General features: G+C 68.7%; 8 protein-coding genes. 6 read left to right on the top strand and 2 right to left on the bottom strand.

Annotated features, from left to right (window positions below):
* Positions 1–3: 3 nt before the first annotated feature.
* Entirely contained in the window at positions 4–585 is a 582-nt protein-coding gene (locus NKJ47_RS00990; protein WP_254459727.1) for a methyltransferase family protein, read from the bottom strand.
* Positions 586–808: 223 nt separating this feature from the next.
* Between NKJ47_RS00990 and NKJ47_RS00995 the strand changes: the two genes are divergently transcribed.
* The 3 genes from NKJ47_RS00995 (at position 809) to fabV (ending at position 4,390) form a co-directional block, all read left to right on the top strand.
* Positions 809–1,906: a sensor histidine kinase gene (locus NKJ47_RS00995; protein WP_254459728.1), complete on the top strand. Its 1,098-nt coding sequence runs from the start codon at positions 809–811 to the stop codon at positions 1,904–1,906.
* Positions 1,903–2,535, top strand: coding sequence for a response regulator transcription factor (locus tag NKJ47_RS01000; RefSeq protein ID WP_254459729.1), 633 nt, complete (start codon positions 1,903–1,905; stop codon positions 2,533–2,535). Before NKJ47_RS00995 ends, NKJ47_RS01000 begins: the two co-directional genes overlap by 4 nt.
* 649 nt (positions 2,536–3,184) lie before the next feature.
* Entirely contained in the window at positions 3,185–4,390 is a 1,206-nt protein-coding gene (gene fabV, locus NKJ47_RS01005; protein WP_254459730.1) for an enoyl-ACP reductase FabV, read from the top strand.
* A 757-nt stretch (positions 4,391–5,147) separates the two neighbouring features.
* On the opposite strand, the gene NKJ47_RS01010 is transcribed toward fabV, so the two are convergent.
* Entirely contained in the window at positions 5,148–6,170 is a 1,023-nt protein-coding gene (locus NKJ47_RS01010; RefSeq protein WP_254459731.1) for a sugar kinase, read from the bottom strand.
* Between the two features lie 297 nt (positions 6,171–6,467).
* On the opposite strand from NKJ47_RS01010, the gene NKJ47_RS01015 reads away from it, so the two are divergent.
* The 3 genes from NKJ47_RS01015 (at position 6,468) to NKJ47_RS01025 (ending at position 13,942) form a co-directional block, all read left to right on the top strand.
* Positions 6,468–9,242, top strand: a complete 2,775-nt coding sequence (locus NKJ47_RS01015; protein WP_254459732.1) for a TonB-dependent receptor — start codon at positions 6,468–6,470, stop codon at positions 9,240–9,242.
* A 444-nt stretch (positions 9,243–9,686) separates the two neighbouring features.
* Positions 9,687–13,475: a LamG domain-containing protein gene (locus NKJ47_RS01020; RefSeq protein WP_254459733.1), complete on the top strand. Its 3,789-nt coding sequence runs from the start codon at positions 9,687–9,689 to the stop codon at positions 13,473–13,475.
* A 257-nt stretch (positions 13,476–13,732) separates the two neighbouring features.
* A complete protein-coding gene (locus NKJ47_RS01025) occupies positions 13,733–13,942 on the top strand; it encodes a hypothetical protein (RefSeq protein WP_429002472.1) in 210 nt (69 codons plus the stop codon).
* The last annotated feature ends 56 nt before the right edge of the window (positions 13,943–13,998 follow it).

Here is a 13,998-nt window from a genome sequence, read left to right on the forward strand (position 1 = left end):
GACTCACCACACCCACGGCAACAGCCGCCAGCTGTGCGCGGCGTAGTCCGGGTACTCCTCGGGGAAGGCCTGGGTCAGCATCGCCTCCTCGACGCGGATGCGGCGCAGGAACGCCCAGGTCACCGGCAGCACGATCACCAGCAGCGACAGCACGTTGCCCATGCCCAGCGCCAGCCCGTAGAACGCCAGCAGCGCGCCGGTGTAGGAGGGGTGCCGCAGATAGCGGTACGGCCCGTGGCGGACCAGGCGGTGGCCTTCCTGGATGGTCACGTCAACGGTGAACCAGCGCGCCAGCACGCGGATCGACCACAGCCGTAGCGCCAGCCCGCCGGCCAGCAGTGCACAGGCGAGCCAGCGCAGCGGTTCGCGCAGGTGCGGCGCATAGCGCCACACGCCGAGCATCGACAGCAGCACGCCCAGCGCCACCGCGGCGTACAGCACGCGCCACAGCAGGCGCAGCGTGCCCTGGTCGCGGGCGCCGCCGTCGGCGGCGCGGCGGCGGTGGCTGAGTAACAGTTCGTAGGCGCCCCAGCCCAGGCCGAGCAGCAGGAACAGCAGATCCGGATGGTGCAGGGTCAGGGGCATGGCGACGTCCTCGTGGCGGCATGTACGCCGCATTGCGTGGCAGGGCGGATGAACCGGGCCCATCCTGCGCGCCGATCGGCGGTGACGCAGCAGGGCATGGACGCAGTGTGCCGCCATCGTGGTGGCGCGGCAGTGGCCGCTGGTCACCGCGTCGGCCTGCCGGAAGTCACTTTCTTTGCCCGCCCCATTGCCGCGGGGTTGGCCGGCGGTCAGCATCGGCCGCATGAACCGATTCCTGCGCGACCTGATCGAGCCCAAGCGCCTGGCCGGGCTGCTGACCGTGGCCACGGTGCTGTGGTCGTTCCAGTTCGCGCCGCATGCCCAGGCGGCTTGGCGCTGGATCGCGGCGACGCTGTTCCTGCTGCCGCTGCTAGGCGCGCACTATCTGCCCGCGCGCTGGCGCGATGCCGCGCTGTGGCTCGAAGCCGTCGCGGCGATGGCCCTGGTCTGGCTGGAGCCGCAGGTCGGCACCGCGCCGGTGTTGCTGGTGGTGGTGGTCGCGCAGGTGGCGCTGCAATGGCCGCCGCGGCAGGTGCTGCTGTTGGCCGTGCTGGCCAACCTGGGCACGTTCCTGGCGCTGTCCGCCGCCGGGATCCGGCACCCGCTGCTGACCACGCTGATCTACGCCGGCTTCCATGCCTTCGCCGGCCTGAGCGCGCACTACGCGCGCACCGCCGAGCTGGCGCGCGAGGCGCTGGCGCGGGTCAACGCCGACCTGCTGGCCACCCGCGCGCTGCTCGCCGACAGCACCCGCGATGCCGAGCGCCTGCGCCTGGCGCGCGAACTGCACGACGTGGCCGGGCACAAGCTCACCGCCATGCGCATCCAGTTGCGCCTGCTGCTGGCCGATCCGGCGCTGGCGCCACGCGCCGAGGTGGCGACGGTGGAGCGGCTGTCCGGCGAGCTGCTGGCCGACATCCGCGCGGTGGTGCAGTCGCTGCGCGACGAACGTGGCGTGGACCTGGAGACGGCGCTGTGCGCCCTGGCCGCGCCGTTCCCGCGGCCGCAGTTGCAGGTGCAGATCGACCCGGCGCTGCGCATCACCGATCCGCACCTGGCCGAGACCCTGCTGCGGCTGGTGCAGGAAGCGCTGACCAACGCCGCGCGGCATGCCGATGCCGCGCACGTGCGGGTACGCCTGGGCCAGGACCGGCAGCAGCTGTGCCTGGATATCGAGGACGACGGCCACCGCGCCGAGCGCATCCGCGAAGGCAATGGCATCGCCGGCATGCGCGAACGCCTGGCGGCGCTGCACGGGCGCCTGGAACTGGGCCGCACGCCGCACGGCGGGATGCAGCTGAGCGCGAGGCTGCCGCTGTGAGCGCGCTGCGGATCGCCCTGGCCGACGACCAGGTGTTGGTGCGTGCCGGCCTGCGCGCGCTGCTGCAGACCCAGGGCATCGCCGTCGCCTGCGAGGCCGACGACGGCCAGGCCTTGCTCGACGCGGTGGCGGCGACGCCGGTGGACGTGGTGCTCAGCGACATCCGCATGCCGGGCATGGACGGCATCCAGGCGTTGCAGCAGCTGCGCGCGCGCGGCGACCGCACGCCGGTGCTGCTGCTCACCACCTTCGACGAGTCCGACCTGCTGCTGCGCGCCACCGCCGCCGGCGCGCAGGGCTTCCTGCTGAAGGACGCCGCGCCGGAGGACCTGCGCGAAGCGATCGCGCGCGTGGCCGCCGGCGAGACCCTGCTGCAGCCGGTCAGCACCGACCCGGTGCGCGCGCGCTACCGCTACCGCGACGAGGACGCCCCGCGCGACACCTTCAACGAACGCGAAGTAGCGATCCTGCGCCTGCTCGCCGGCGGCTACTCCAACAAGGAGATCGCGCGCAGCGTGTTCCTGGCCGAGGGCACGGTGAAGAACTACGTCTCCACCATCCTCGACAAGCTCGGCACCCGCGACCGCACCCGCGCCGTGCTCAAGGCGATCACCTTGCGCATCATCTGATGCGCCCGCAGGCGATCTCGCTGAGACATCCACCGTCAGCGCGTCGGGACTGAAGTCCCTCCCACACTGTCTCCATCCGACATGGCGGCACCGTCCTACCGGCGGCACCGTCCCATATCGTAGGAGCGGCTTCAGCCGCGACAGCCGACGTCGCGGTACACGGCTCGCCGATCAGCGCTCTTCCCTCTCCCGCCAGCACAGCATCCGCCACCGCGATGCCGCCTTTTGTGGGAGCGACTTCAGTCGCGACGCGACACCCCCGAACGCGCGCGCTTACCCCCACACCACGCTCCATCACCGACAGCGCGTCGGGACTGAAGTCCCTCCCACACTGCCTCCATCCGACATGGCGGCACCGTCTTACCGGCGGCACCGTCCCCATACCGTAGGAGCGGCTTCAGCCGCGACAACCGACGTCGCGGTACACGGCTCGCCGATCAGCGCTCTTCCCCCTCCCGCCAGCACAGCATCCGCCACCGCGACGCCGCCCTTTGTGGGAGCGACTTCAGTCGCGACGCGACGCCACCCCAACGCGCGCGCTTACCCCCAAAACACGCTCCATACCCTGCCGTGTGCTGCCGCCGGGACTTCTGCATGCCCGCCGCAGACATTAAGATGCCGCGGGCATTGTGCCGACGAGGAATTCACGTTGATCATCCATCCGAAAGTCCGCGGTTTCATCTGCACCACCACGCACCCGCTCGGCTGCGAGCGCAACGTGCTCGAGCAGATCGCCGCCACGCGCGCGCGCGGCGTGCGCCACGATGGCCCGAAGAATGTGCTGGTGATCGGCGCGTCCAGCGGCTACGGCCTGGCCTCGCGCATCACCGCCGCGTTCGGCTTCGGCGCCGCCACCCTCGGCGTGTTCTTCGAAAAGCCCGGCAGCGACAAGAAGGCCGGCACCGCCGGTTGGTACAACGCCGCCGCCTTCGACAAGCAGGCCAAGGCTGCCGGCCTGTACAGCAAGTCGATCAACGGCGACGCGTTCTCCGACCAGGCGCGCGAGAAGGTGATCGAGCTGATCAAGCAGGACATGGGCGGCCAGGTCGACCTGGTGGTGTATTCGCTGGCCTCGCCGGTGCGCAAGCTGCCGAGCACCGGCGAAGTGAAGCGTTCGGCGCTCAAGCCGATCGGCCAGACCTACACCGCCACCGCGATCGACACCAACAAGGACACCATCATCGAAGCCTCGATCGAGCCGGCCACCGAGCAGGAGATCGCCGACACCGTCACCGTGATGGGCGGGCAGGACTGGGAGCTGTGGATCGATGCGCTGGACGCCGCCGGCGTGCTCGCCCCGGGCGCGCGCACCGTCGCCTTCAGCTACATCGGCACCGAGATCACCTGGCCGATCTACTGGCACGGCGCGCTGGGCAAGGCCAAGGTCGACCTCGACCAGACCGCGCAGCGCCTGCACGCGCGCCTGCAGCCGCAGGGCGGCACGGCCAACGTAGCGGTGCTGAAATCGGTGGTGACCCAGGCCAGCGCCGCGATCCCGGTGATGCCGCTGTACATCTCCATGGTCTACAAGATCATGAAGGAAAAGGGCCTGCACGAAGGCACCATCGAACAGGCCGACCGCCTGTTCCGCGAGCGCCTGTACCGCGAGGACGGCCAGCCGGCGGCCACCGACGACGAGAACCGCCTGCGCCTGGACGACTGGGAACTGCGCGACGACGTGCAGGACGCCTGCAAGGCGCTGTGGCCGCAGGTGACCACCGAGAACCTGTTCCAGCTCACCGACTACGCCGGCTACAAGCACGAGTTCCTCAAGCTGTTCGGCTTCGAACGCCAGGACGTGGACTACGACGCCGACGTCGATCCGGACGTGACCTTCGATTGCGTGGAGCTCTGAGGGGCGGGGATTCGGGAGTCGTGTTGATCCCGCACAGAAGATGCGGCCGGCAGCGATGTCGGCCGTTTTCTTTTCTGGTGGTGGCCGAAGCGATGGCAGGCGAGGGCTGTGCAGTTGAGGCAGACCAAGGCCGTACAGTGGATTAGCGGCGCTACCCGCACCACCGAAGCAGCGGCATGTGTGCCATAGCGCTCGCCTGCCGGTCGCGGGTGAAGCCGCTTCTACAGGTGCAGCGCACGCTCTCGTAGGAGCGGCTTCACCCGCAACAAGCGAAGCGGCGATGCGTGCGTTGGCCGAGACCGCGTCGGGACTGAAGTCCCTCCCACAAAGACCCCAGCCATCCGTGCGGCGGCTTCCCCTGTAGGCGAGGGCTTCAGCCGCGACAGGCGAAGCGGCAATGCGCGCGTTGACCGAACCGGGTCGGGACTGAAGTCCCTCCCACAAGTACCCCAGCCATCCCGCGGCAGCTTTCTCCGTAGGAGCGGCTTTAGCCGTGACAAGCGAAGCAGCGATGCGTGCGTTGACCGAAATCGCGTCGGGACTGAAGTCCCTCCCACAGAGAGCCCAGCCATCCGTGCGGCGGCTTCCCATGTAGGAGCGGGCTTCACCCGCGACAAGCGAAGCGGCAATGCGTGCGTTGACCAAACCCGCGTCGGGAAATGAGTCGGTTCCATATCGCAGCGCTGCCCCGCGCCGCGAAACCCGCAGCGCCAGCGCCTTTACGATTCCCCAATCCCCATTCCCCAATCCCGGCTTTTCACCGCCTCACATCGAACCGCGTCGCCCCCACGCAAGCCTGCACCTCGGCCTCGCTCAGCGCCAGCACGTCGCCGGGCAGCGAGTGCTTGAGGCAGCCGGCGGCCAGGCCGAAGCGGATCGTGGCGGTGTCGTCCCACCCCTGGCTCAACCCGTGCAGCACGCCGGCGGCGAAGGCGTCGCCGCCGCCGATGCGGTCGACGATGCCGCTCAGCTCCTCGGCCGGCGCGTGCGCGACGCCGCCGGCGCGGCGCAGCAGCATCGCGCCCAGGCTGTGCCGGTCCACGCTGTGCGCCACGCGCTGGGTGCAGGCCATCGCCTGCAGCTGCGGGAAGGCGGCAAAGGCGTCGCGCGCGCCGGCCTCCACCCGCGCCTGCACGCTGTCCTGCGGATAGCGGTGGCCCAGCACCACCTCCAGGTCGCGGTGGTCGGCGAACAGCACGTCCGCCTGGGCCAGCAGCTGTCGCAGGATGCCCGGCGCGTCGCCGTGCCAGGCCTCCCACAGCTTGGGACGGTAGTTGCCGTCGAACGACACCCGCACCCCGGCCGCGCGCGCCGCCTGCGCCGCGGCCAGCGCCGCCGCCGCGCCGGGCTCGCCCAGCGCCGGGGTCACCCCGGACAGGTGCAGCCACTGCGCGCCTTGCAGCAGCGTCGGCCAGTCGTGGCGGTCGCCGGCATCCTGCGCGAAGGCCGAGCCGGCGCGGTCGTAGGTGACTTCGCTGGGCCGGTGCCCGGCGCCGGTGCTGAGGAAATACAGGCCCATGCGCCCGGGCACGAAGCGGATGCCGCCGGTGTCCACGCCATGCCGCCGCAGTTCGCCGGCCGCGGCCTGGCCCAGCGGGTTGTCCGGCAGCACGCTGACCACGGAGACGGCATGGCCGAAATGCGCCAGCGCCACGCCGACGTTGGCCTCGGCGCCGCCCACCTGCACCTCCAGCCGCGGCGTCTGCAGCAGCCGTTCGTGGCCGGGCGCGCCCAGGCGCAGCAACAGTTCGCCGAAGCAGACGAAGCGGGAAGCGGTCATGGCGGGGCGGGTCCGGGCGGCCGAAGGGACGCCAAGCATGCCGTGAAACGCGCGTGTCGGCCAGATGAACTGACCATCGGTGTCATTTTTGTGCGCAGCCAGGCCTTTCGCCACTGTCCGCGGTCGCGATCCTGCGCTATGTCATTGACAAAAAAGACCATTCGGCGAGTGGGTACTCTGTTGCGCTGCAAGATGCCGCGATGTTTCGCAACTGTTAACGTTGTTTTTGACTAGCGGTGTCATTCGCGACAACGCCCGCAGTTCCACGCCGTCATGTAACCCTTGGGAGGGGAGGACATGCAATCACGTACCGAACGCCGGAAGACACCGGTTACCTTGCTCGCGCTGTCGATCGGCCTGGCCCTGCAGGCCGGCGCCCTGCAGGCGCAGGAAGCCCCGGCGCAGGCGCCGGCCACGGCCTCCGCCGATGCCACCACCGAGCTCGATACCGTCGTCGTCACCGGCTACCGCGCCAGCGTGGAGAAGGCGCTGGACATCAAGCGCGCCGAGAAGGGCATGGTCGACGCCATCGTCGCCGAGGACGTGGGCAAGTTCCCCGACACCAACCTGGCCGAGTCGCTGCAGCGCATCCCCGGCGTGGTCATCACCCGCGACGCCGGCGAAGGCCGCAACATCTCCGTGCGCGGCCTCGGCCCGGACTTCACCCGCGTGCGCATCAACGGCATGGAGGCGCTGACCACGGTCGGCGCCAGCGACCAGAGCGGCGGCACCAACCGCGGCCGCGGCTTCGACTTCAACGTGTTCGCCTCGGACCTGTTCACCCAGATGGTGGTGCGCAAGACCGCCTCGGCCGACGTCGAGGAAGGCTCGCTGGGCGCCACGGTCGACCTGCGCACCGCGCGGCCGTTCGACTACGACGGCTTCACCTTCGCCGCCAACGGCCAGGCCACCTACAACGGCATGTCGGAGAAGGCCGATCCGCGCATCGCCGCGCTGGTCGCCAACACCTGGGCCGACGGCACCTTCGGCGCGCTGATGTCGGTGGCCTATTCCGAGCGCCAGGTGCTGGAAGAGGGCAGCGGCACCACGCGCTGGGCCAACGGCCCCAGCAACAACGGCTACAGCCCCACCTCGCCGTTCGCCGCGGCCAACAGCGCCAACGTGTTTAGCCCGCGCATCCCGCGCTACACGCAGATGGAGCACAAGCAGAACCGCCTGGGCGTGACCGGCTCGCTGCAGTGGAAGCCCAGCGACAATACCGAGTTCTCGCTGGACGGGCTGTACTCGAAGATCGACGCCAAGCGCGACGAGCACTACATCGAGGCGATCAGCTTCAGCCGCGGTCGCTCGCAGAACGGCAAGCCGGAGATGATCGTGCGCGACGGCTACGTCGATCCGGCCTCCGGCGCGCTGCTGTACGGCCGCTTCGACAACGTCGACATCCGCTCGGAGAACCGCCACGACGAGTGGAACACGGTCTTCAAGCAGCTCACCCTGAGCGGCGAGCACCGTTTCAGCGACACCTTCAAGATCACCGGCGAGATCGGCACCTCCAGTTCCAAGCACCGGAACCCGATCCAGACCACGGTGATCATGGACAAGAACAACGTCGCCGGCTACAGCTACGACTACCGCAACAGCTACACCTCGCCGGTGTTCAACTACGGCATCGACCCGACCGCCGCCACCGGCTGGACCCTGGCCGAAGTGCGCATGCGCCCGCAGTCGGCCAACAACGACTTCGACACCGGCTCGCTGAACTTCGAGTGGAACCTGGGCCCGAACTTCACCCTCAAGGGCGGCGTGCTGGCCAAGAACTACGGCTTCGACACCAAGGAGTTCCGCCGCGCCTCCGAGACCAGCGTGCCGGCCTTCGCCACCGGCAACCGCATCGTGCCCACCGACCTGGTCGCGCTGGCCGGGCTGAAGGGCATCGAGGGCACGCCGTCGAACTGGGCCGTGCCCGACCTCAACGGCATTGCCGATGCGCTGGACATCTACAGCGGCAACGGCACCTGGGCGTTGGCCGAGCGCGCGGTCAACACCCGCAGCGTGGAAGAGAAGGACCGCGGCGCCTGGTTGATGGGCGACTTCGCCTTCGACATCGGCGCGATCCCGTTCTCCGGCAACATCGGCGTGCGCTACGTGAAGACCAACCAGTCCTCCACCGGCTACGCCCTGGTCGGCGCGAACCTGATCAACACCACGGTCGAGCGCGACTACAGCGACACCCTGCCGTCGCTGAACCTGGTCGCCGAGATCACCCCGGACTTCCTGATCCGCTTCGGCGCCGCCAAGGTGATGACGCGGCCGGGCCTGGGCAGCCTGACCCCGGGCGTGACGGTCGCGGTGGCCGGCGGCGCGCGCACGGTCAGCGGCGGCAACCCGAACCTGGATCCGATCCGCGCCAAGACCGCCGACCTCGGCTTCGAGTGGTACCTGCAGGAAGGCGCGATGCTGGGCCTGGCGCTGTTCTACAAGGACATCGACAGCTTCGTGCAGACCACGCGCACCATCGCCCCGTACTCCAGCAGCGGCCTGCCGGTCAGCCTGCTCGACGGCACCGGCGCGGCGGCCAGCGACGACTTCGTCTTCAGCGTGCCGCTCAACACGCCGGGCGGCAAGTTGAAGGGCGCCGAGTTCAACTACATCCAGCCCTTCAGCTTCCTGCCGGGCAAGTGGGCCAACTTCGGCACCCAGCTCAACTACACCTACGTGCAGTCGAAGATCCAGTACGTCACCGGCAGCGGCGCGCTGTCGTTCAACACCGACCTCACCGGCCTGTCGAAGAATGCGTACAACGCCACGCTGTTCTACGAAGGCGAGCGCTTCAGCGGCCGCGTGTCGCTGACCCACCGCGACGGCTACCTGACCCAGGTGCCGGCCACCGAGACCGGCTTCGACATGCACGGCATGCGCGGCACCAATGTCGTCGACGCCAAGCTGACCTACAAGATCGACGAGAAGATCGACATCAGCCTGGAAGGGCAGAACCTGACCAACGTGCCGTACTACGAGTGGGTGCAGACCAGCGCGGGCGGCGCGCAACTGCCGCTGACCTACAGCGAGACCGGCCGCCAGTACGCGATCGGGGTGCGCTACAAGTTCTGAGGCGTGCGTTCGCCGTTGCCGCGCTGCGGCATCGGCAACCCCGCGCTGCCCGCATACTCGCGGGTCGGGGAGGGAGATCGCCGCGCGCTGCATGGTGCGCGCCGATCGCAAAGGAGCGAGATGAAACAGGCAATGTGCCGCAGCGCCATGCGCGCTGCGCGTGGTTTGGCCGCAATGGGTGTCTGGGGATGGCAGCGCCTGGGGGCACATGCGATGCGATGCCTGACAGCCATCGACTTCGTACGCGCGTCATCGAATGTGCGGGCACCGCGCGTCGCGGCTAAAGCCGGTCCCACATGTGCGGTACTGCACTGTGGGAGCGGCTTTAGCCGCGACGCGCTGCACCGACACACGTCGACAAGGCAAGGCGTTACTTCATACGCCTCCAACACGCAGTGCACGCGCCGCATTGCACACCGCGTCATCCTGCTGTGCTCCCTCGCCTTGCCAGCGATCGCCACAGCCGCCACCCCCGAACTCCTCTTCCGCGTCTCCGCCGACAAAGGCCTGGACGCCGACGTCGCCCACGGCGACCCGCAGCCCAACTTCCGCGACAAGATCGCCCTGGTGCCCACCGGCGTGTCCGGGCAGGCGATCGAATGGGCCGACGACGGCGTGCTGTCCTGGAACGCCCCGGGCAACGTCTACACCCAACGCGGCACACTGTCGTTCTTCTGGCGTTCGCGCACCCCGGTGGGCGAAGCGCCGTTCGTGATCTTCCGCGTCGGCTACGCCGACCACACCAGCTGGGACATGGCGTGGCTGCGTATCGACTGGAACGGCCACGGCTTCGATGCCTTCGTCACCGACGCCAACCTGGCGCGCACCCGCGTCTCCTTCACGCTCGACAAGAACCCCGCGCCCAGCGCCTGGACCCACCTGGCCTTCGCCTGGGACGAGACCCGCGGCGTGCGCCTGTACGTGGACGGCAAGGAAGCCGCACGCGTGGACTGCACGCAGGCCTGCGCCGACGGCGGCTCGCTCGACTTCGACGCCGCGCTGGACCAGCTCGGCCTGGCCGCACGCGTGCTGGCGCCGCACCAGGTGCAGAGCCGCTACAACTTCCTGCGCGGCAGCGACGTCGACGAGATCCGCGTCTACGACCGCATGCTCGATGCCGCCGGCGTCGCCGCGCTGGCCCGGCAACAGGAACCGCGCAGCGCCGAGGCCGTGCCCGACAGCGCCGCGCGCAACGCCTGGCTGCATCGCTTCGGCTGGGACCACGGCCGCGCCCCGCCGGCGCTGGACGCGCCGTCCACGCGCATCCGCAAGGTCGAGCTCGCCGATGCCAAGGACCTGAAGGAATGGATGTGGAAGGCGACCGACGGCATCGCCGAGACCACCTGGCCCGGCGTCTACAACCGCTCGCGCCTGCCCGGCCGCAACGACTACTTCCAGCTGCCTGACTGGAACGTCTACGTCGAAGGCGGCAAGGCGCTGGACCTGGCCCTGCCCGACGAACCGTTCAACCGCATCGAACTGCGCGGCGCCGCCTACGGCCAGGCCACCTATGCCGCCGATGGCGCCACGCCTTCGCCGTTGTTCTCCCGCGCCCAGGGCACCGTGCGCAGTGTCGATCAGTTCGAACGCCGCCGCGGCGGCCACCTGCGTTTCAGCAACGTCGCCCAGGAAACCCCGATCCAGGAGATCTGGGCCTACGACGTCGGCGCCGGCGCCGAGCCGGCCAACCCAAGCGCCACGCTGCGCTACACCGTGCGCAGCGACATCGCCCCGGACTACGCCAACCTCGCCGCATTGCGCGCCTACATCGCCGGGCGCTACCCGCCGGACGAGCGCAGCATCGTGGTCGCGCTGCCGAGCAAGGCGCCGTCGCGCAAGCGTGCCGACGACAAGACCGCGGTGCCGCCGCTGCCCATCGTGCACGTGCTCATTCCGTCCAATCTCGGCGATGCGCCGGCCGCGCAGCCGCTGATGCGCAGTTGGTCGTACGGCTGGGAGAACATGCACGACGGCCTGGACGGCATCGCCATCGACCTGCCGGCGCTGCAGCTGCCGGCCACGCACAACGGCCTGATCCCGCTCAACATCCGCGTCAAGGACCCCATCTGGCCGGGCCGCGACATGCTCGACGTGTCGGTCTCGGTCGTGCCGGGACAGGCACGCACGCTGTGGCTGGACCTGCGCGACCGCATCCTCGGCGACGACAGCCTGATGCTCAGCATCGCCTCGGCCGCGCCCGGCTTCGACGCGCGCGCGCTGGATGGCGCGCAACTCCGCCTGCTGTTCAAGCCGCGCGAACAGGCCAAGGCCGAACACATCGCCGACCGCTTCAACCAGGTCAAGGACAACTGGGGCTTCCTGGTCGAGGAACACACCACCTCCAAGCGCCAGCGCCTGTACGCGCGCCTGGATGCCGACATCCACGACCTGCTGCGGGTGGACCCGGACAACGCGCTGGGCCGCCAATACTGGGCCGACATCAGCTACGGCAACCAGGGCCCGCTGCCGGTGCAACTGCCGCAGCCGCCCAAGGGCGTGCCGGGCTGGGCGTTCTGGCAGTTGGAAGACCTGAAGGCCACGCGCCGCTACATCAACTGGTGGATCGACGAACGCCAGGTCGACTACGGCGATTTCGGCGGCGGCATCTCCGACGATTCCGACCTTACCCAGCAATGGCCCGGCGTCGCCCTGATGGGCGTGGACCCGGACAAGCTCAACGCTTCGCTCACCGCCCTGTCCGACGCCAACTACCGCAACGGCATGTTCACCGACGGCCTCTCCACCATCGAGACCGACGAACTGCATTCCTACGAGGAGGGCATCAACATCAACAGCGCCATGCTCTACCTCAACTGGGGCGACCCGCTGACGGTGGAGCGGCTGATGCCCACGGTGAAGGCGTTCGACCGCATCATCCAGGTCAACCCGCAGGGCCACCTGCTGTTCGCCAGCAACTGGTTCGGCGGGCGCAAGGTCTACCGCGAACCGAACTGGCAGTGGCAAAAACCCTATTCGTTCCCGATCCTGCACCCGGCGCTGCTGCTGGGCGGCTACAACGCCGACCCCAACAGCCGCCGCATCGTCACCGGCCTGGCCGACGGCTACCTGGCCCACGCCTACACCGACGCCAAGGGCCAGTGGGCGCTGCCCAACGAGATCAACTGGGCCACCGGCAAGACCCGCGGCGGCAGCCTGTTCGACGGCAGCGGCGGCCCTGACACCCTGCATACCTTCTGGGCGGCGTACCGCTGGACCGGCGATGCGCGCTACCTCAAGGCCATCGACTACCGCGTCGCCAAGGCCGGCCCTGGCGGCCTGTCCATGCTCAACGAAAACTTCCTCGACGTGCTCGACAAGCGCGACAGCTGGGGCGCCAGCCTGGTCAAGGCGGCAGCCGACGCCGACCCCGACGCCACCCCGGACTTCGCCCACCACGTCGCCTGGGAACAGACCGGCGACCCGCGCTGGCTGGAAACCCTGTACCGCGCCGAGACCCGCGACAAACTGCAGACCTTCTACATGAACACCGATGGCCACTGGTGGAGCGACCGCGTCGAATCGCCCACCGTGAACCTGCAGCGCGCCCGCCTCGGCGGCGTCGCCCTCAAGCGCAACCAGACCTACCCCGGCCACACCGTCAGCTGGCGCTTCGCCGACCCGGAAGGCGCGGTGCAGGTGGCCCTACTGTTGCCGAAGCCGCGGCAGGATCGCTTTACCGTCATTGGCTACAACACCAGCGGCAAGGTGCAGCGGGCGCAGATGACAGGGTGGAATGTCACCGCCGGGCAATGGCGCATGCGTGTGGGCGTGGATCGCGATGGCGATGGGAAGATCGATGGCAAGGCTGCCACCCGCGAGTTCGCGTTCGAGAAGAGCGGAGCGGTGGAGGTGGAGTTCTCGGCCGGCAAGACGGTGGTGATGGAACTCGAACTGGTTGCGCCTGCCGCGGTGCCGGTCGAGCAGCGGCCGGATTTGGGGATCGGGCGTGGGGATGTGCGGGTGATAGGTGATGCCATCGAGGTGACCGTGCATAGCCTGGGGCACGTGGATGCGCCGGCGGGGTTTGTGGTGTTGGAGGATGCGCGGGGTCGGGAAATGGCGCGGGCGGCGTTTCCTGCGTTGGAGGCGCCGCGGGATTTGGAGCCGAAGACGGCGCTGGCGCGGCTGGTGGTGGCTGGTGGCGAGAGTGCCAAGGGAGGCCGAGTGCGCATCGTCACCGCGGGCGAAGTGGCCGAACTGACCCAGCGTAACAACGCGGGGGACGTGCCCTGAGTTGATCGGGACTCACGTCAACGACGCGTCCTTGGGGAGCAGGCGCCTTCGCCTTGGAATGCTCCTGGCCGACAGCTGCATTTGTCTCCCCATAAAGTGTGACGCCGTGCTAGAACAGGATCGTCTGTGGGGAGAACGGACTTCCATCGGACCTGATTGGACGGTTGCGCCTGCGGGGATGCGCGGTGCAGTGCGTCAGTCTGCAATGGGAAAGCTGGGACGCCACACAGGACGCAACATTTTCTAAGGGGAAATCGATGTTTACCAAAGTCTCGATCATCGCGGCGCTGGCCGGCTTTGCCATCTGCCTGGCCGCCACATCTGTGGATGCACGTGTGCGTGCGTCTGGTTCACACCACACGACCAGTCATGGCGGGCATTACGCGTCGGGCCATGGTTCTTCGCATAAGGGGGGGAGCTACCGTAGCTCGAGTACCAACAATCAATACCGCCGACATAAACCTTGATTTCTAATCAAAGAGGTTAATGGCAAAGATATAAGTTGAGTGAAGCCGTCGAAGTT

The organism is Xanthomonas sacchari, from assembly GCF_024266585.1.
Classification (GTDB): Bacteria; Pseudomonadota; Gammaproteobacteria; order Xanthomonadales; family Xanthomonadaceae; genus Xanthomonas_A; species Xanthomonas_A sacchari_C.